Annotated in this window: 19 protein-coding genes; 14 read left to right on the top strand and 5 right to left on the bottom strand. The window is 36.4% G+C overall.

The window, feature by feature from the left end:
• The first annotated feature begins 220 nt into the window (after window positions 1-220).
• From QM524_RS15495 to QM524_RS15485, 3 genes are all read left to right on the top strand, one after another.
• Complete coding sequence (locus QM524_RS15495; protein ID WP_283345270.1) at window positions 221-763, top strand: nuclear transport factor 2 family protein; 543 nt, start codon at window positions 221-223, stop codon at window positions 761-763.
• 161 nt (window positions 764-924) lie between these two features.
• Complete coding sequence (locus QM524_RS15490; protein WP_283345269.1) at window positions 925-2,193, top strand: APC family permease; 1,269 nt, start codon at window positions 925-927, stop codon at window positions 2,191-2,193.
• A 348-nt stretch (window positions 2,194-2,541) separates the two neighbouring features.
• On the top strand, window positions 2,542-2,979 hold the full coding sequence (locus tag QM524_RS15485; RefSeq protein WP_283345400.1) for a DUF1643 domain-containing protein: 438 nt from the start codon (window positions 2,542-2,544) through the stop codon (window positions 2,977-2,979).
• Between the two features lie 91 nt (window positions 2,980-3,070).
• Here QM524_RS15485 and QM524_RS15480 read toward each other — a convergent pair whose 3' ends face one another.
• From QM524_RS15480 to QM524_RS15470, 3 genes are all read right to left on the bottom strand, one after another.
• Window positions 3,071-4,234: a sigma-54-dependent transcriptional regulator gene (locus QM524_RS15480; RefSeq protein WP_095160173.1), complete on the bottom strand. Its 1,164-nt coding sequence runs from the start codon at window positions 4,232-4,234 to the stop codon at window positions 3,071-3,073.
• Window positions 4,235-4,613: 379 nt separating this feature from the next.
• Window positions 4,614-5,423, bottom strand: coding sequence for an ion transporter (locus tag QM524_RS15475; protein ID WP_166580364.1), 810 nt, complete (start codon window positions 5,421-5,423; stop codon window positions 4,614-4,616).
• Window positions 5,424-5,587: 164 nt separating this feature from the next.
• Window positions 5,588-7,375 carry an ABC transporter ATP-binding protein gene (locus tag QM524_RS15470; protein WP_283345268.1) on the bottom strand — a complete coding sequence of 596 codons (1,788 nt, stop codon included), beginning with the start codon at window positions 7,373-7,375 and terminating at the stop codon, window positions 5,588-5,590.
• 377 nt (window positions 7,376-7,752) lie between these two features.
• Between QM524_RS15470 and nusB the strand changes: the two genes are divergently transcribed.
• The 6 genes from nusB to coaE all read left to right on the top strand — a co-directional run bounded on the left by nusB (window position 7,753) and on the right by coaE (window position 11,772).
• The gene (gene nusB / locus QM524_RS15465) at window positions 7,753-8,910 is read left to right on the top strand and encodes a transcription antitermination factor NusB (protein ID WP_283345267.1); all 1,158 of its coding nucleotides are present in this window, start codon (window positions 7,753-7,755) and stop codon (window positions 8,908-8,910) included.
• Window positions 8,911-9,152: 242 nt separating this feature from the next.
• Window positions 9,153-9,452 carry a YtxH domain-containing protein gene (locus QM524_RS15460; RefSeq protein ID WP_095160170.1) on the top strand — a complete coding sequence of 100 codons (300 nt, stop codon included), beginning with the start codon at window positions 9,153-9,155 and terminating at the stop codon, window positions 9,450-9,452.
• Between the two features lie 72 nt (window positions 9,453-9,524).
• Complete coding sequence (locus tag QM524_RS15455) at window positions 9,525-9,965, top strand: DUF1573 domain-containing protein (RefSeq protein ID WP_205749701.1); 441 nt, start codon at window positions 9,525-9,527, stop codon at window positions 9,963-9,965.
• Between the two features lie 85 nt (window positions 9,966-10,050).
• A complete protein-coding gene (yajC, locus tag QM524_RS15450; protein ID WP_176464326.1) occupies window positions 10,051-10,362 on the top strand; it encodes a preprotein translocase subunit YajC in 312 nt (103 codons plus the stop codon).
• Window positions 10,363-10,444: 82 nt separating this feature from the next.
• Window positions 10,445-11,119, top strand: a complete 675-nt coding sequence (locus tag QM524_RS15445; RefSeq protein WP_095160169.1) for a YbbR-like domain-containing protein — start codon at window positions 10,445-10,447, stop codon at window positions 11,117-11,119.
• Between the two features lie 56 nt (window positions 11,120-11,175).
• Window positions 11,176-11,772: a dephospho-CoA kinase gene (gene coaE, locus QM524_RS15440; protein ID WP_283345266.1), complete on the top strand. Its 597-nt coding sequence runs from the start codon at window positions 11,176-11,178 to the stop codon at window positions 11,770-11,772.
• An 87-nt stretch (window positions 11,773-11,859) separates the two neighbouring features.
• Here the strand turns inward: coaE and QM524_RS15435 are convergent, their stop codons facing one another.
• Together QM524_RS15435 and QM524_RS15430 are read right to left on the bottom strand one after the other, a co-directional pair.
• Window positions 11,860-12,516, bottom strand: a complete 657-nt coding sequence (locus tag QM524_RS15435; protein ID WP_095160165.1) for a T9SS type A sorting domain-containing protein — start codon at window positions 12,514-12,516, stop codon at window positions 11,860-11,862.
• A 243-nt stretch (window positions 12,517-12,759) separates the two neighbouring features.
• A complete protein-coding gene (locus QM524_RS15430) occupies window positions 12,760-14,355 on the bottom strand; it encodes an OstA-like protein (RefSeq protein ID WP_283345265.1) in 1,596 nt (531 codons plus the stop codon).
• A 144-nt stretch (window positions 14,356-14,499) separates the two neighbouring features.
• Here QM524_RS15430 and tilS point away from each other — a divergent pair, with 144 nt between their 5' ends.
• From tilS to QM524_RS15405, 5 genes are all read left to right on the top strand, one after another.
• Window positions 14,500-15,828, top strand: a complete 1,329-nt coding sequence (gene tilS / locus QM524_RS15425) for a tRNA lysidine(34) synthetase TilS (protein WP_283345264.1) — start codon at window positions 14,500-14,502, stop codon at window positions 15,826-15,828.
• A 143-nt stretch (window positions 15,829-15,971) separates the two neighbouring features.
• On the top strand, window positions 15,972-16,532 hold the full coding sequence (locus QM524_RS15420) for an RNA polymerase sigma factor (RefSeq protein ID WP_283345263.1): 561 nt from the start codon (window positions 15,972-15,974) through the stop codon (window positions 16,530-16,532).
• Window positions 16,533-16,578: 46 nt separating this feature from the next.
• Window positions 16,579-17,160 carry a hypothetical protein gene (locus QM524_RS15415; RefSeq protein ID WP_283345262.1) on the top strand — a complete coding sequence of 194 codons (582 nt, stop codon included), beginning with the start codon at window positions 16,579-16,581 and terminating at the stop codon, window positions 17,158-17,160.
• A 33-nt stretch (window positions 17,161-17,193) separates the two neighbouring features.
• The gene (locus QM524_RS15410) at window positions 17,194-17,619 is read left to right on the top strand and encodes a hypothetical protein (protein WP_283345261.1); all 426 of its coding nucleotides are present in this window, start codon (window positions 17,194-17,196) and stop codon (window positions 17,617-17,619) included.
• Window positions 17,620-17,677: 58 nt separating this feature from the next.
• Entirely contained in the window at window positions 17,678-18,556 is an 879-nt protein-coding gene (locus QM524_RS15405; protein WP_283345260.1) for a TraB/GumN family protein, read from the top strand.
• The last annotated feature ends 46 nt before the right edge of the window (window positions 18,557-18,602 follow it).

The raw sequence follows: 18,602 nt of genomic DNA, 5'->3' as shown, positions 1-18,602 counted from the left end.
TAAATCGCTACATTAGTTATGTTTCATGTTTGTAAGAAAAAATAGATGTTAAGAATGACATTTTTGAGAATCAATCGTTTCTAGTTAGATGATATTAATTTTTAATTTCAAACTAAACGATTCAGGTTTTGGCAAACAAAAGGATGTTTTTTTTACTTAAAACCTATTACCTTTATTCTAAAGCCTCACGATTAAAGTTTCATTTTACTCATTCTTACTTATGAAAACACTAGGATTCCTTTGCGTTACTTTACTACTTTTTGTCAGTACTGTTACAGCTCAAAACACCGTTAGTCCCGAAGACCAAAGCAAAATCAAACAATTGATAGCTGACGAGACCAAAGCTTTTTATGCTAAAGATTATGAAACATGGATGACGCTTTATCGCCAAACGCCACAAACTTACTTTGCTCAATACGAAAAAGGTCAATTAATTGTGAAAGATGGTTGGGATGCCTTGAGCACTTGGGCAACTACTTGGTTTAATGAGGGCAAAAAAGGGGCAAAGCCTACGTTTGCTAGAGAAAAAACAAATTTCAGAAAAGTAAATCCTACCTATGTGTGGGTGACTTTTAAACAAATAAAAACCTTAGATGGTAAAAAAGAAACTTCTCAAGAGTTAAGAATTGTAGAGTTGATTAAAGGCGAATGGAAAATGGTAAATCATACCAGTATGCCAGCCTCAACAAGTTCTGTCAAAGAAGAATTACCGATTCCTGAAAAAGATAAAAAGCCCTCAGCTAAGTCAGAAAAGAAACAGTAATAGTCTCAGCCACTGATGGGTACAATAGGCAGATATGTTTTTGCAAGACTGAATTTTACTTTGTAAAAAGTATTTAGAAAAAGGAATAAAGGCACAAAGTGTAAAACGCTTTGTGCCTTTATATTTGAAGAAATATTCGCAATTATTTAAAGAAAAGCCCTATGTCGCACAAAATAGGATGGAAAACCGCCACTATGTTAGTTATTTCCAATATGGTTGGAACGGGTGTTTTTACCAGTTTGGGATATCAATTAGTCGATGTACAAAATGTTTGGAGTATTGTATTGCTGTGGGTGTTAGGAGGTGTTTTAGCATTGATTGGCGCATTTACATTCGCCGAACTAGGAACGCATTACAATGAATCTGGGGGTGATTATATTTTTGTTAGTAAGGGTTTTCACCCTTTCTGGGGTTATCTCACCGCTTGGGCTTCTTTGATTGTAGGTTTTTCGTCGCCCGTAGCCATTGCAGCGCTTGCCATGGAAGCCTATTTGAGCCCGTTTGACATACCTAATTTGCGTTGGTATATCGTTTTATTGATTATTTTGATCAGTTTATTGCACTCCTTTTCACTCAAGCATAGTAGCGTTTTTCAGAATATTACCACTGTGGTAAAAGTACTATTTATCGGTTTTTTATTAGGAATAGGCATTTGGTATGCACCTATTCCTCAAAATGCTATTAATGTCCAAGTGCCAATTTGGAATGAAATTACCAAGACAGGTTTTGCTGTTTCACTATTATATGTAACGTATGCCTACACAGGCTGGAATGCAGCAGCGTATATCGTAGGAGAAATACGCAATCCTAGCAAAGATTTACCCAAGGCTTTGATTTTTGGCACCTTGGGCGTCATTGTAGTGTACGTACTTTTGCAGCTGGTATTCTTGAAATTTGGAACTTATGCACAGTTGAAAGGACAAGCCGAGGTAGCGATTTTAGCAACTCAAAATATACTAGGTCCTACCGCCAATAAGTGGATTAGTGCAGGGATTGGATTTCAATTGATAGCTACAATGAGTTCTTATATTTGGATAGGTTCTAGAATAGTACACTCGATGGCACAACATTACACTTTATGGAAATGGATTCGTCCAACTAACAAGCACGATGTGCCAATTCGAGCAATATGGCTATTATGTGCAGTGATTTTGATATTGTTGTTGTCTGGAAGTTTGCAGCAGATTTTACTCTATTCGTCCTTTGTATTGCAATTGATGGGAACAATCGCTGTGGCAAGTTTCTTGAAAATTCCTCACGAGGGCGACCGTTTCAGAAGTCCTTTAAGCCCTTATATTCAGTATTTGTATGTGGGTTTTAGTATGATTGTTTTATTATTTATCATTTATGATAAACCTCAAGAAAGCTTTATTGGCTTAGGGATTTTGTTGGTTGGGGCAATAACGTATTTTTGGTCTAAGAGAATGTAAATGAGAGGATAAATAGAGTAAAAGTTGATCAAATGTTAAACTAAATAGGGTTGTGTAATAGTAACTATATTTCTATTCGCCACTTGTTACTTTTCTTGCCTTGACGCAAGAAAAGTAACAAAAGAAAGTCAAGAAATCCCGCTGTTTGAGCCGAAGGCGAGTTTCGGGATTTCAAAAATTGCTTAGGAGAATTTCTAACTTATTAATCATCTAATGATTACAATATTGAACTGTATATTGTCAAAAAGTTCAAACATTTAAAAGATAAAATATAATATTGAGATTTATGAAAAGACTAGTGATAATACAGCACGTTTCATATTGGGAAGTATGTTAGAAAAACCTTGAATTGTTGTTGGGTTAAATCCAAGTACGGCTGATGAAAAAACTCCTGACCGTACTATTAATAGAGTAATGGGCTTTGCAGAGGGGAATGGTTTTGATAGCTTTATTATGCTAAATCTTTATCCACAAAGAGCTACATATCCTAATGATTTACATTTAGAAATGGATGAAAATTTATTTTCTCAGAATATTGAAGAAATCTCAAAATTATTAAATAGTAGAGAGTCATTTGTGATTTTGGCAAGCTGGAGCGAAAAGATAAAGCTACGCAAATACTTTACTGATTGTATTAAAGCTATTTATATACTATCCAAAGATTATAATATAAGGTGGAATAAAATAGGAGAGTTAACAAAAATAGGGCATCCTCGTCATCCTCTTTATGCACCCTATGCTTCAGGGTTTACAGATTTTAATATCGAAGAGTATATTAAAACTTAAATAAGATAGCATGTAATACAAATGAGATGGTCGAAAGACCATCTCTTTTTGTATATAGAAAATCCGAATTCCAGCATCCACAATCTCCAATCTAAATGACTGGCATAGCGAAGAGTTTTACGTCATCGAGATTAATGATATCACCACACATGATGACCAAGCGTTCCACTACGTTGCGTAGTTCACGAACATTACCCGTCCATGGAAGAGACTGAAGATACTTCATGGCATCATCGGTTACTTCTTTGGTTGGCTGACCGTATTCATCGGCGATATCTTGTAAGAATTTATCTACCAATAATGGTACGTCAGTAGGGCGCTGATTCAAAGCAGGAACGTGGATAGGAATTACGTTCAGACGGTGGAATAAGTCTTCACGGAAACGTCCTTCTGCTATTTCCAATTGTAAATTTTTATTGGTAGCGGCAAAAACACGTACATTGATTTTGATTTCTTTATCGCCACCTACGCGTGTGATTTTATTTTCTTGTAAAGCACGAAGTACTTTTGCTTGAGCCGAAAGACTCATATCGCCAATTTCGTCCAAAAATAAAGTCCCACCATCTGCTTGCTCAAACTTCCCGATTCGTTGTTTGATGGCAGAAGTAAAGGCTCCTTTTTCATGTCCGAACAGTTCTGACTCAATCAGTTCAGAAGGAATAGCCGCGCAGTTTACCTCGATTAAAGGCATGTGGGCACGATTACTTCTTTCGTGAAGACGTTTGGCAACCATTTCTTTTCCTGAACCATTTGGTCCTGTAATTAATACACGAGCTTCGGTAGGTCCTACACGGTCAGAAGTGTCAATTACTCGGCGAATAGCATCCGAGTCTCCAACAATTTCATTGAGTTTATATACTCTCTTTTTGAGTACTTTAGTTTCAGTGATCATTTTTCCTCTTTCCAAGGCATTTCGTACTGTCACCAATAGGCGGTTCAAATCTGGTGGCTTCGAAATAAAATCAAAGGCCCCACGTTTGGTTGCTTCAACGGCTGTTTCCACATTACCAAAAGCCGAAATCATAATGAATTGAGTCCCTTTGCCCATTTCTGTGGCTCGTAGCAACAAATCCAAACCTTCGATTTTGGGCATTCGTATGTCACAAAGAACTACATCATAGTCATTGTTTTTGACCATTTCTAGTCCCTGTTCTCCATCGCTTGCTTCTTCTACGCTATACCCTTCATATTCAAGAATATCACGTAAGGCGCCACGGATGGCTTTTTCATCGTCGATTATTAATAGTTTTGCCATAGGCAGATTGTAAATTTTCTGGCGAACTGGTTCGTTTGGATTAGGATGGTAAATTCAATATTAGTAATTGTCAAAAATACACAAATTTTGAAGCTTTTAGACTAAACTAGCTCGATAATATGAAGTTTTATTAACTTTCTAGCAAAAATTTACCCGCACAGTCGCAATTAATTATGGTTTATCAAAGTAAAAATTATTGAATTGTTCTTCTATTTTGGTACTACTGCTACTCTTTCTTTGAGGGCTATCAAAAAGTTTGAATGCCTTTGATTTCAATAACTTATAAAAGCGATTATTCTTCCATAAATCTTTCAGAAAGATACATACTATACGTAGTTTTCAGGCATAGAAAATCAAAATATTGACTTTTGTTAAGAGTTTATGGTAGTTCTTTGCCGCAATGTGGACAAAACCTATGTTTTTCTCGCTCTTTTTTGTGAATATTGATATGTTCTGCAAATCCTGACGCTAAAATACCTGTTGGTAGTGCAATGATAGCAATTCCCGAAATTGCGATTATCCCGCCGAATACTTTTCCCAAAATAGTAACTGGGTAAATATCGCCATAACCAATTGATGTTATGGTGGTTATACCCCACCATAAAGTTGCAGGAATACTCGAAAAAACTCTTGGCTGGGCTGGACTCTCAAGATAATACATGACCGAAGATGCAATGAGTAGTAGGAAAATTAGAAAAACTAAACTCAATACTAATTCTTCTCTTTTTTCCTTAATCACACCTTCAATAACTCTTAAGGCATGAACATATCGAGAAAATTTGAATAGTCTAAATACCCTGAATAATCTCAAAATACGGATTAGTCCAGTATCCGAAGTAAAGTGAGATACGTAAAACGGTAGAATAGCCAGCAAATCAATAATACCGCCTGTTGAGGTCATATACCGTAAACGCCCCCAAATAGGATGTTTATATTTCTCGTTTTCGGTGCAAACCCATAATCGTAAGCAGTATTCGATAGTGAAAAATACAGCTGAAAAATATTCAAAATCAACAAAAACTTCATCAAATTCGCGTCTAATACTTCGGACAGAATGGAGAATAATGGCCACGGTATTGAGTGCAATAATGCTCATAATAAGGATATTGACTAGCCAATTGACCCCATTTTTTTTCCCCCGCGCTACCTCTAAGACGTGATATACTTTGTGTTTGAATGTATGCTGCATAAGCACTTATCGTTTTCAAGAATATAATGACTGATTAGGAATCTGATTTGAATAAATTAAAATGCACAAACGCAAAAAACGCCCTGCCTTTACAAGCAGAGCGTTTTGCTGAATATATTAAAGCTAAATCGTCACTCCAAAATTTTATAAAGGTTAGCTCCAATTTACGAATTAGTTTCTTCTGTTTGAAGTTGTTTCTCAAAAAGTTCTTTATAGGCGCCTTCCTTAGCCATAAGTTCATCATGCGTTCCTTGCTCGATAACATGACCGCCATCAAGCATGATAATTTTATCAGCTAGCTTTGCTGAAGATACTCTATGAGAAATTACGACAGATGTTCTGCCTTTCATAATTTCTTGTAAGTTATTCAAAATCTGATGCTCTGTTTTGGTGTCTACAGCCGAAAGACAGTCGTCCAAAATAAGAATCTTCGGACTTTTTGCAATGGCTCTTGCTATAGACAAACGCTGTTTTTGACCACCCGATAAAGTAACGCCTCTTTCGCCCAACACGGTATCAAATTGTTCAGGGAAGTCCATGATGTTATTGTATAAATCGGCATCTTTCGTGGCTTGAATTACCTGTTCGTCAGACATATCCAAGCTACCAAAACGTACATTGTTTTTGATAGAATCAGAGAATAAAAATACATCTTGAGGCACATAGCCGATTTGACCTCGGAGACTTTGTACATTCCATTCTTTCAACTCAAAACCATCCACTTTGATTTGTCCTTCTGTGGTATCGTACATTCTACAAAGCAAGTTGGCTACGGTACTTTTACCCGAGCCTGTAGTGCCTAAAATCGCTACAGATTCACCTGCTTTTACGTGCATACTAAAATCATGTAGCGCTTCAATTCCTGAGTCTGGATATACAAATCGTACACGGTTAATATCAATAGCTCCTTTGATGGTCTGAGAGATATCTTTTGTTGAAACGATATCTGTTTTGATATTCAAAAATTCATTGATACGTTGCTGCGAAGCTGCTGCACGCTGAATTTGAGAGGTAGTCCAACCCAAGGCAATCATTGGCCATGTGAGCATGTACACATACATGATAAATTCGGTAATACTACCAGGCGTTAGTCTGCCTGACATTACTTCTTGTCCACCAATATATACAACCAAAACCGAACTTAACCCTGCCAAAATAGAAACCAGCGGTGTAAAGAGAGAATCTACTTTTACCAAGTCTAATGATTTTTCACGATAAATATTCGATTGTTTGGTAAAAGCCACAGTAGATGGCTCTTCCTGTACAAAAGCTTTTAGCACTCTAATTCCTGAAAAAGCTTCCTGAACAAATGTGGATATTTTGGAAAGGTTTGCTTGTATCTCTTCTGATTTACGAATGATAATGGTATTAACAAAATAGATACTTCCTGACAAGAATGGCACAGGCAATAATACATACCAAGTCAACTTAGCATTTACCGAAAGCATATATCCAACCACCAAAACAAATACCGAAATAAGGTTGAGTCCATACATCAAACTCGGCCCTACGTACATTCTCACTTTGCCAACATCTTCCGAAATACGAGCCATCAAATCGCCAGTATTGTTTTTACGGTAAAAGCTCAAAGGCAAGGTTTGGTAATGATGATAAATTTCGTTTTTGAGGTCGTACTCAATATGGCGTGACATTACAATGAGGGTTTGTCTTACAAAAAATAAGAAAATCCCTTTGAGTAAAGCCATAATTAGAATCAATGAGCCATAGAGCAAAATCGAGAAAGCAAAGATTTCGTATACAACGGTTTGCGCACCAAATCCATCATATAGAAAATAAAGAGAAATAGTTTCTTTTACTAAATCTAAAGCGTAACGAACAATTTGGGCAGGTACCACTCCAAACAAATTGGAGATAAATGTAAATAGCGTACCCAGAATCAAATACCACTTATATTGGAAGAAATACTTATTGAGATGTTTTAATGCTTTCATGTATAATTAACCAATGTACATTCGCAATAGTTTCCAGCGATGTCGATACATTGATATGTTTTTGGGTCTATTGTACAATCTTCCACAAACATAATTAGATGATTGTGGATTTTGGATATTTGATTTTAATTTTTTGCTTACAAGTCATTATTGGTCATGCACTTCTTGAGGTTTTGGGTTGATTTAGAAAGAATTGCGAAAAGAATGGACAATTTCAAGCCCTTGCTTCAGAAATCGAAAAGTATCGCTTTAAAATCGAAGCTTTTTTTCTTTTTACTAATGTATGTTTCTAAAAAAAATACTAATTTTGCACACTGATTTTCAGCGCCAAGGTATGGTGCAGTTAAAAATTTACAAAAACGTTCTTTGCATATCCAATGGTCAACCGACGCTTACTCCGTACAAAAGCATTCCAAACTATCTATGCCTTCCGCACAGTGGAACGTGCCAATTATCAATTAGCCTTCGATTATATTGCCGAGCAATTTTTACCAAATCTTGATTTAATGATTCCGAAAGAAGAACAGATGCCTAAACTTGAAGGTTTACGCAAGCTGGCTGAACTCTATTTCGAAGAATTATTCAAGGGTGAGGTTAAAGCTGAAGATATTCCTGCTGATTCAAAAAATGCAGGAAGACAAGCATTGGCCATTTATCGCGATGCGGTAAAACGCGACCGTGTGCGTATCAAGCACGCTATGATTGAAGAAGTAGAAAAAATCTATGATAATTACTTGAAATTACTTTTGTTGTTGGTCGAACTTGCTGACGTGGCAGTTTGGGACGAACAACGTCGCCTTTTGGAAAGTGAACACAAAACTTCTCGTTTTGGCGAAAACCAAGTAATTCTTGCCCTTCGTAATCTTCCTAACTTCGAAAACGAAATCATCAGACGTGATCTTCGTTGGACAGAAGATGACCAAAACTTTATCCGTAAACTTTTCTTGGATGCGGTTTTGCCAGATACGCAATTCCAATCGTACCTTCGTACATCAAAGCATAATTTTGAAGAAGATTTAGCCATTGTTGTCCACCTTCTTAAGACTTTCATCTTGAAACATCACTCTGTGGTGGCATATTTTGAAGAAAAAGACTTAAATTGGGGCGAAAATAAAGATGTTTTGAAAAGCTTAACAACGAAGACTTTCAAAATCCAAAACATCGCTGAATTGGTGTTACAGCCATTAGCTTTGAATTGGGACGACGATAAATTTTATTTTACAGACCTATTTGACCAAACGCTCAACAATGACGATGAATATGAAAAAATCATCATTGAGCAAACCAAAAACTGGGAAGCTGACCGTTTGGCAATGACCGACATGATTATCTTGAAAATGGGCTTGGCCGAAATGATTCATTTCTCAAGTATTCCAGTAAAAGTATCTATCAACGAATATATCGAGCTTGCTAAAAATTACTCGACACCAAAATCGGGACAATTTGTGAACGGTTTGTTAGATGTACTTTCTCAAAAACTTGCTGAGGACGGTATCGTTCGTAAGTCTGGTCGTGGTTTGATTGATAATAAATAATTTTTGATTGATGAGTTGTGGATGTTGATGTATATATTCGCAACTCATTGAATAATAAAAATAGGCGATTAGTAGCCTAGTTATGGTTCGAAATGGATTGTAAACAGCAATGTTTACAATGAATGTTTGAAAATTAGATGATAACGTGTTAGCTGACATCAAACCTATTTTGCCATAGTCTACCGCTTTTCTAACGTCTTAACACTTGGTTCAGTTATAAATCTAATTAACGAAAACAACTCATGAGCAAATCATCAAAGACCTTTTGGGCATTTATGACAGGTGCTGCTGTTGGTGCGGTGTTGGGCATCTTGTATGCTCCAGATAAAGGAGAAAATACTCGTAGCAAATTGTTGTTCCAATTGCAAAAATATCGTGATCAACTACAAAACCTTATTACTGATTTGATCGAAGGAAAAGAAATTCCTGAAACTATGGCAAAATCAGAAGGGAAAAAAGTAGTAAACGAGGCTCGTGAAAAAGCTGAGAGACTACTTGAAGATGTTGAGAATATGATGAATCAAATCAAAGCAAAAGCTTAATAGAACTCAAAAATACAGACGGTTGGTCAATACACACCCCAATCGTCTGTTCTTCTTTTTGCCTTTATCATCATGAAAAAGATTCTTATCGTTGTTGCGGCAATCGTAACATTGGCGGCCTGCCAAAACAAACAAAAATCACCTAGCGAAGCTTTAGCCGATTCATTGGCAGGTCTTCGCCCTACAGCCGACAGCTTCCCAGTGATGCAAATCGATACACCATTTGTCGATCTTGGCACACTTACCGAAGGCGATTCTGTCGTTCATACCTACAAATTCAAAAATACTGGTAACATGCCGTTGGTAATTAGTAATGTTAGTACTTCTTGTGGTTGTACTACACCTTCTTATTCAACACAGCCAGTAGCTCCGGGTGAACAAGGCTTTATTACGGTAAAGTTTAATAGTAAAAATAAAGAAGGCAAGCAAAATAAGACCATTACGGCTTATGCTAATACGGTGCCTTCCGAAAATACATTTAGCTTTAAAGTAGAAGTGTTTAAAAGAAAATAAGAATTTCTAAGCACAAAAGAATCCCAATAATTCCCATATTTGGGAATATTTTCAAATGTTAAATCTTCAAATTGGTAAAAATTTTATGTTGAATTCAATTCTTTTACAAGTAGCAGGTAGTAATATGTCATCATTGTTTTTGATTGTTGGGATGTTTGTTATCATGTATTTCTTCATGATTCGTCCTCAACAAAAGAAACAAAAAGAGCAACAAGCTTATGTAGATTCACTTAAAGCTGGTGACAAAGTAGTTACAATTGGTGGTGCACATGGAACAATCGTTTCGGTTCGTGAAAAAACAGTTGTAGTTGAAGTTGATGCTAGCAAAGGTGTACGTATTGTATTTCTAAAGACAGCCATTTCTAAAGATGCTTCTTCTCAATTAACTGCTGAATAAGTAGTTGAGAGCCATTCATCTAAGGAAATAGAGTGGGTGTGAAGATTTACATTTCTCTTTTCTGACTGAAATCTTATTTTCGATGAAACCAAATACTTCAAAAACAGACTATCGTGCGTTTTTTCTAAGCATTTTGGCTGCAACAGTTTTTTGGATCATGAATGCGTTGAATAAAGACGGTTATTCCCAAAAGATTTCGTTTCCGCTTCGTTTTACGTACAACGATTCTCTGTATATCCCGACTCAGCCATTACCCGAAAAAATTACAGTTCATGTAACAGGTAACGGATGGAGTTTGCTACGAAAGGCCTTAGCTTTAGATGTAGCACCCGTATATTACTCGATTAATAAGCCCTTAAAAACTAAGTTTTTAAATACAGGTTCATTAGCCGACTCTCTTTCAGATTATATCAAAGATGTTCGTGTAAATTATGTTGTTACCGACCGCTTTGAATTGGAGTTTGACAAAAAAGTAAAACGTATCATCAGGTTGCGTGTCGATAGCCTTAGTATTCCTTTACAGGAACGCTACATTGTTTCTAGTGTGATTAATCTTAATCCTAGTACAATTGAAGTGGAAGGTCCTGAAAGTACCTTAAATGAGCTAGGAGAGACACTTAATGTCAAAGTGCCAGGTCGCCGAATTCAAGATAATTATGACGATGAAATAAGAATTCCACTTCCTAAAAATTCTTATCTCAAAGCCAATAAAGAACGTGTTTCGGTGAGTTTTGAAGTTGCAGAATTATTGAAGTAATTCATAAATTAGTGGCCGATAGTTTTCTATCGGCTATTTTTTTGTCTTTTTATCACATGAAAACAAAACCCGTTGTTGTTGGCATTACAGGTGGTATTGGCTCAGGTAAGAGTACCGTAGCCAAGGTATTTTCGCTATTGGGTGTACCTGTTTACGAAGCCGATTCGAGAGCGAAATGGATTATTATCCAAAATCAAGAGCTGAAAAGGGAAATTATTGCTTTGTTGGGTTCTGAGGCATATTTACCTGATGGTAGCTATAATCGTGCATGGGTAGCCTCACAAGTTTTTGGCCAACCTGCATTGCTTCAAAAGCTCAATGCTCTTGTGCATCCTGCTGTACGAAAAGATGCGCAAGACTGGGTAATACAACATCAGGATGTCCCTTATGTGTTATATGAAGCGGCTTTACTAAAGGGCGCAGGTGATGGTAATCTTTGTGATAAAATGATTAGTGTTATAGCTCCGATTGATTTAAGGGTAAAACGTGTCAAATTGAGAGATAATCGTACGGAGGAAGAAATAAGAGCGATTATCGAAAGGCAACTTCCAGATGCTGAACGAATCAAGTTTTCGGATTGGCTTATTCAAAATGACGACAAGACTCCAGTGATTCCTCAGATTTTGCAGATTCATCAAAGTTTGCTCAAATGATAAGATTGTTCTCTTTTTCGGAAAGTACAAAAAAAGAGACTATCCGATAGGGTAGCCTCTTTTTAAACCTTTTAACACTACAATATTTTATTGGTGTCTCACTAGTAATTTTTTGGTAACCAATGAGCGTCCGTCTGCTGTCAATTGATACAAGTAAATGCCGTTAGGCCAATCTTTTGTCGAAATTCTAGACTTACGTTGATCTTTTTCTAAAATCTCTTCTTTTACTTCACTACCCAAAATATTATAGAAAGTAATTTTTGCTTCACTTACCTGCGACGAGATATTGAAATTGATATCTGCATGATCGTCTGCTGGATTCGGGAAAATATTAGATACCCAAAGTTTATCGTTAGAGAACAAATGTTCTTCTGAGCTTACTGCTTCTTCTGTACGAACTGTTTCTGCTATAGCGTTATTATTCGTAACCTCATTTTTTGCTACAGTCTTAACTGATTGTTGAGACATTAATGAGTTAGAAAAATATTGATTAATGGCAGTAGAGCGCTGTATATGAATACCACGATCAACACGGTCAAGTGTATTCGAATAAGGTTGAAAATAAGAAAAGGTTGATTTTCTTAAAGATGAAACCGTGGATGTTGAAGTGCTAGTTTTTTGCTTAGGCTTAATATCCAAACGGCTTTTATATTTATTTTCAGTTTGGGCGTTAGCATCAATGCTCGACATCACTGCTGTGAGCATTAACAAACTACCCAATATGTATTTTTGTAGAAGTTTCATTTCATCTAGTTGGTATTAATAAATTTTTAAAACAAAAAATAAGGAAGTTTACAACGATAAGTTTAATGATGCTTGGTGTTTTCTATTTTCGAGCAATAATCATACAAACTTTATACTATAGACTGATAAATGTATGAAAAGGTTGCTCCAAACGTAAAATTTTTTTTATGATTTGCACAATAAATTTATACAATCACTATTACACAAAAATATAGTAAAATATTTCAATTATACTATCACTAACTATTTTTTAATATTTTTTTTAGCTAACGGCTTTGCAGGCGTTTTAACGGTGTTTTTCTTCTGTGAGACAGAATCTTTTGGCACAGGTTTAGTCTCGATAGGTGCGATGTAGGCTACTTTTTTCAAAATACCTTCTTTACTAGGCTTGTCGGCAATTTTCCATCTAAAGCCATCTAGCTCTTTATCGTCTTCTTTGATTTCTTTTGGAGGCATGAACTTGCCGTCAGGTTTAGCTAAGAAAGCAATTTTGCTAATTTTACTTTTCCCAAAATACATATTCATTTTGCTACACTGAACACGATTCATCCCTGTAAGCTTATTCTTATCATCTATGGCAAAATAAATACTCTCACCATTTCCATCGACACTTACCTTTTCTACTTTCGAATCCTTCGTGAAATTGGCTACAATCCTACGACCTTTCACTTGGTTGAAATTATTGAGGGTATCTACCGAGACTACAAAAGATTTACCTTTCATGTTCATGACGTGTACCTTATTGTTTTTCAACAAAATGTTGATAGAATCGGCCTCAGATTGATTTTTATTATTCCACAGAATAGGTTTTTGATAAAAATAAATCGTCGAATCAGACACGTTATAACTCAGTGAGTCGCATTTTGCCGAGAGGTCAGATTTATACACTTGAACCTTCTTGTAGGCATAAAGCTTGCGAGTCTTGGTTTCTTTGTTATCCAATGAAACTAGCGTATCGGCAGTTAGAAAAAGCGTATCATTTTCAAATACATTTTTCAGTAAAGCTCTACCAAAGACTCTCGTTACACCTGTTTTCTTGGCGTAACGTCCATGTTCTCCTGTAAGAATGGCCTTATCTTTTTTCGAAACAAAAACGATATTACCATTGGCAATCCCAATTTCGGTAGGAGGGTCATAAATCATCGTATCGGCAGTCATAACATAGTCATCCGTCTTGACGGTTGAGCGTCCTTTGAGATTCGCGATTTTGGTAATGGTATTATATTGACTTCCAGGATTGGCGTAGGTTGTATCTTTTTTGTTGACAACCGTGGTTGGGGCAATAAAGAATGCTTCTTTTGATAAAGTACTGTAGCGCAAAGAGTCGGCGGTAAGTGAGCCATCTTTATCTACTACTTTTACATTATGCTTAAAATCAAAAAGCTTCGTTACTGTATTATAATAACCCTCACGACTAGTCAAAGTACTTTTTTTATCCACAATTTTCCCGTTGGTATTGTAATATGCCACGTGTGAATTGAGGTTGTAGTCCATTTGTTTAGTAGTCAAAATAATGGTGCCATCGTCGAGCTTGACGCGTCCATTCATTTTTGCCAATCTGTCGTTACCAAAGTAATAGGCAGTATCACCAGTAATAGTTACGGTATCAGCCTGAATGATTTTTACCTTACCATAAGCCTCCAAAACGTTGGTAGTTTCGTTCAAAATAGCTTGGGTACAATACACCAAAGTAGTGCCTTGACGTAGTGCCACGTTGCCCAAAAGCTTCCGAATTTGCATGAAAGGCGTATTTTGACCCACCAAGCTATCAGCTTTAATGATTTCGACCTGACTTTGTCCAAAAGAGTTTGATTGAAAGCCCAAGAGGCTGAAAATCATGAACAAAAGGATATACGGTTTTGAGGCAAAAAAAGATTTCTTTGTCTCAAATGAAGGAATCGAGCGAATAAATGACCCGATTTGCTGTATTTTAGAGTAACTTTGTCGCATAATATTAGAGCTACAAAATTAGCCAATAAAACCATGCTTGACGAGTTTTTAACGTTTATTAACAACAAAAATCTGATTAATTCTTCCGACAAAGTCCTCTTGGCTGTAAGTGGTGGAATGGACTCAGTAGTAATGTGTGATTTATTTAGCAAAGCCAAAATAGACTTTGCGATTGCGCACTGTAATTTTGGACTTCGTGGTGAAGAATCAAACGAAGATGAGACTTTTGTAAAAAAGCTTTCTATAAAATACAAGGTGCCATTCTTTGTAACCACTTTTCAAACAGCCGAATTTGCTGAAAATGAGAAGGTTTCAATCCAAATGGCGGCAAGAATTTTGAGATATCAGTGGTTTGAAAAATTGCGTAAGCAGCACCAATTTGACTATATCGCAACAGCGCACCATCAGAATGATGTACTTGAAACGGTACTTTTGAACCTGACGAAAGGCACAGGCATTGCAGGAATGCACGGGATTCAAATTAAAAATGGTGTAATCATTCGCCCAATTTGGTTTGCCGAAAAAGAGCAGATATTTGATTATGTAGTTGAAAATCAAATTATTTGGCGTGAAGATTCTTCCAATGAGTCTAACAAATACCAACGTAATTTGATTCGTAATGAAGTGGTTCCTTTGTTGAAGCAAATCAATCCAAATCTGGAGCAGACGATTCAACAAACTGTTGAGCGTATTGCGGCGGTAGAGGAAATTTTTTACCAAGAAATCGAAATGCTTCGTAAGCAAATCGTTTGGAGTGATGGCAAAGCATTTTTTGTGAATTATAAAGCGATACAGACACTTTCACAACCGATCGTGAAACTAACGGAGTTGCTCAAGCCTTTCAACTTTACTTACCAACAGTGTCAAGAGATTTTTGCTAGCTTTGACAAAGAACCTGGTCGGACTTTCTTATCGCCTACGCATGAGTTGGTAAAGGATAGAACCGAATTAGTTATTACGCTCAAAAACTTGACTAGCTTCGAAAGTCGCGTCATTGAAGCAAATGACACGAAGGTTAGAACAGATAGTTTCCAATTAGATTTTGAGGTTTTTGACCGCCCAGAAGATTATAAAGTACCAACAGCCAAAAAGTACGCTTGCTTGGATGCGGACAAAGTTCGTTTTCCTTTGCAACTGCGCAAATACAAAGAAGGAGATTGGTTTTGTCCACTTGGGATGAATAAGAAAAAGCTCATCAGCGACTTCTTGACAGACCAAAAAGTGCCTTTGAATCTGAAAAAAGAAACCTATTTGCTTACCTCCAATGGCTCAACGATGTGGGTTGTCAACCAGCGTGTAGATGACCGTTTTAAGGTAACGGATAAAACTACTCGTATTTTGTTGATTGAGTGTTTTAGTTAGGGTTAAAAATAAATAGAGATATGCCCCGAAGGAATTTGAGTCTTTCGGGGTATTTTTTGTCCATTTTACAAAAAAATAGACCACTCCTGTAATTCTATTGTAGTTGTAACGACTAATGTCATAAATTCCTTAAAATGAGTTTGATGGCAACCTATTTTAGGCAAGGACAAAGGACAACTCATCACTCTCAACTCAAAACTCAGAACGCATACGTGTCTATCGAAAAGCAATTTGTTACAGCATTACAGGCTCATCAAGCTATTATCCACAAAATTTGTGGGATGTATTGCCGTGACTTTGACGATCGAAAAGACCTTTTTCAAGAAATAGTGATACAGCTATGGAAGGCATTCCCCAAGTTTAGACAGGAATCAAAAGTGTCGACTTGGGTGTATCAAATCGCTTTGAATGTTGCCATTTCTGATTTACGAAAAATAAAACGAAAGCCTGTTGCTCAATCACTTGACGAGCTTAATCACGACATTCCTGATTGGATACCTGATACAGGTCAAGAGGAAAAATTACAACTATTATACAAAGCAATGGAACATCTTTCTTCTGTAGAAAAAGCCTTGTTGATGCTATATTTTGAAGAAAAAGAAAATGAAGAGATCGCCGAAATTATGGGTATTACAGCCAATAATGTCAGGGTGAAAATGACGAGAATCAGAGAGAAACTAAGAACTGAAATAGGTCGGAAATAGTAATTTATTCCGTTAAATCACTCCATTTTAAATTACAATATCCAATATGGAACTAGATGATTTAAAACATATTTGGCAAAATTCGGGAGAGGCATCTCAGCCTGCGATGAATGCTGAAGCCTTATTACTGATAACCCGACAACGTTCTCAAAATATCATTGAACGTTTGGTCCGAAATATCTGGTATGAACTGTTGGTTTCTATTTTCGTGGTCATCGCATGGTTCTATTATACCTTGTTTCATGCTGAAGAACATTGGAGAATAGGAGGGCTAACGATGGGTATTTTTATGATAGCAAGTTTAGGATTTTACCTGTGGGGTTTGTTTCGCTTAAAGTCTATTTCAATGGCTGATGTTTCGTTAAAGGAATCTTTGACACAACTGATTAAACAGTTTAAACTTTATATCAAAGCCTACACATGGCTGAATATTTTGTTGATACCATTTGCCAATTTTTTAGGAGCATATCTCATTTTTAGTCCTTTGGAAGATGGTCTAAAGACTTCTGCGATGATAGCTGTTGGCATGGCTCCCTCAATGTGGTGGTTGATGCGCTGGTATATCAATCGTCTTTATGGGCAGCACCTCACACGATTGGAAAGAGTTTTGCAAGAATTGAATGAATAGTTTTAGTTTTGTGATTCAAATAGAACATCAATCATGCAAACAGATACACTCAAAAATTTACTCGCACAAAAAGTAGAAAGTTTTTCGACTGAGCAAAAAAAGCAATATAAGGTAATTGAGCTTTATAAAATCATTAATAAACTTAGTAAGTCCTTGAAAAACAGTGATCAGCAACAAACTGCTTTGAGGCTTTTGAAAAAAACAATTGATGCTATATCTCCTCGAAACCCTGAACCTTCAGACGAGTTTTTGAGTAGTTACCAAGCATTACGCCAGCATTGCTTTATGGAGTACAAATATGATCCTGAAGCAAAGGCAACGATTTATTTATTGGTGGGTTTACTTTTTGGAATCGTATTAGGGTGGATTATTAAAAGTTTTTGGCTCGGGTTACCAATCGGTTTTTTTGTTGCTTTTTTCTTCTATTATACCTCTCTGAATAACGTGAAGAAAAACTAAGATAATGATTAAAGAAAGTAAAATCTCAAAACTCCTCACTCAAAATTCATAACTCAACATGACTTATTTGGCTAAATGTTTTACGATAGTTTTATGTTTTAGTGCATTGTTGCTTCCGCGCTTGTATGCACAAGAAAAACAGCATTCTTTGCTGTGGGAAATTTCTGGAAATGGACTTGCCAAGCCTTCTTATCTTTTTGGGACTATTCATGCGATTTGCCCAAAGGATTTTGTCATGAACCAGAGCATTGAACATAGTGTCACAAAATCATCCCAAGTGTATTTGGAGCTAGACATGGACGAGCCTTCGATGATGATGGATATGCAAAAAATGATGTTTATGCCAGAAGGAACAACCCTTAAGTCACTCATGAAAGAGGGCGATTATCAGTTGGTAGCGCAATTTTTTAAAGATTCGATAGGGGTAAATGTCGATAAAGTACAAAAGTTAAAACCCTTTGCTTTGAGTTCGATGACAGTGATGAAAATGCTTAACTGTCCTATCAAAAGTTACGAAATGACTTTTGTAGAAATGGCAAAAGCTCAGAAAAAAGAAGTGTTAGGACTAGAGACGGTAGAAGAACAAATGTCTGCCATTGATAAAATGGGATATGAGCAGCAAGCAGATTTGATGTTGGTCAAAATGGTAAAAAACTGGAATACCGATAAAAATACCTTTAGCCAAATGGTCAAGGATTATAAATCACAAAACATAGAGGGTTTGCTAAAAGATATGACCTCATCGTCAACGATGGATGTGGAGTTTGAAAAGAACTTATTGAATGACCGAAATAAAAATTGGGTACCAAGAATCAAAAAAATAATTCATGAAAAATCTACTTTTTTTGCCGTAGGAGCAGGGCACTTGCCTGGCGAAAATGGGGTGATTAGTTTATTGAGAAAAGAAGGATATATCGTGAAAGCTGTTGTGAAATAAGAAATAAAATTTGGTCTATTTATTTGCCTTAGTTTACTATCTTTGA

The organism is Flectobacillus roseus, from assembly GCF_030056595.1.
Classification (GTDB): Bacteria; Bacteroidota; Bacteroidia; order Cytophagales; family Spirosomataceae; genus Flectobacillus; species Flectobacillus roseus.
This window is presented reverse-complemented; position numbering and strand designations above follow the sequence as displayed.

Coding starts and splice junctions, on each gene's coding strand:
- nusB (WP_283345267.1), top strand. CDS start 7,753: ATGGTCAACCGACGCTTACTCCGTACAAAAGCATTCCAAACTATCTAT.
- QM524_RS15415 (WP_283345262.1), top strand. CDS start 16,579: ATGGAACTAGATGATTTAAAACATATTTGGCAAAATTCGGGAGAGGCA.
- QM524_RS15430 (WP_283345265.1), bottom strand. CDS start 14,355: ATGATTTTCAGCCTCTTGGGCTTTCAATCAAACTCTTTTGGACAAAGT.
- QM524_RS15455 (WP_205749701.1), top strand. CDS start 9,525: ATGAAAAAGATTCTTATCGTTGTTGCGGCAATCGTAACATTGGCGGCC.
- QM524_RS15460 (WP_095160170.1), top strand. CDS start 9,153: ATGAGCAAATCATCAAAGACCTTTTGGGCATTTATGACAGGTGCTGCT.
- QM524_RS15470 (WP_283345268.1), bottom strand. CDS start 7,375: ATGAAAGCATTAAAACATCTCAATAAGTATTTCTTCCAATATAAGTGG.
- yajC (WP_176464326.1), top strand. CDS start 10,051: ATGTTGAATTCAATTCTTTTACAAGTAGCAGGTAGTAATATGTCATCA.
- tilS (WP_283345264.1), top strand. CDS start 14,500: ATGCTTGACGAGTTTTTAACGTTTATTAACAACAAAAATCTGATTAAT.
- QM524_RS15445 (WP_095160169.1), top strand. CDS start 10,445: ATGAAACCAAATACTTCAAAAACAGACTATCGTGCGTTTTTTCTAAGC.
- QM524_RS15420 (WP_283345263.1), top strand. CDS start 15,972: ATGGCAACCTATTTTAGGCAAGGACAAAGGACAACTCATCACTCTCAA.
- QM524_RS15495 (WP_283345270.1), top strand. CDS start 221: ATGAAAACACTAGGATTCCTTTGCGTTACTTTACTACTTTTTGTCAGT.
- QM524_RS15410 (WP_283345261.1), top strand. CDS start 17,194: ATGCAAACAGATACACTCAAAAATTTACTCGCACAAAAAGTAGAAAGT.
- QM524_RS15405 (WP_283345260.1), top strand. CDS start 17,678: ATGACTTATTTGGCTAAATGTTTTACGATAGTTTTATGTTTTAGTGCA.
- QM524_RS15435 (WP_095160165.1), bottom strand. CDS start 12,516: ATGAAACTTCTACAAAAATACATATTGGGTAGTTTGTTAATGCTCACA.
- coaE (WP_283345266.1), top strand. CDS start 11,176: ATGAAAACAAAACCCGTTGTTGTTGGCATTACAGGTGGTATTGGCTCA.
- QM524_RS15490 (WP_283345269.1), top strand. CDS start 925: ATGTCGCACAAAATAGGATGGAAAACCGCCACTATGTTAGTTATTTCC.
- QM524_RS15475 (WP_166580364.1), bottom strand. CDS start 5,423: ATGCAGCATACATTCAAACACAAAGTATATCACGTCTTAGAGGTAGCG.
- QM524_RS15480 (WP_095160173.1), bottom strand. CDS start 4,234: ATGGCAAAACTATTAATAATCGACGATGAAAAAGCCATCCGTGGCGCC.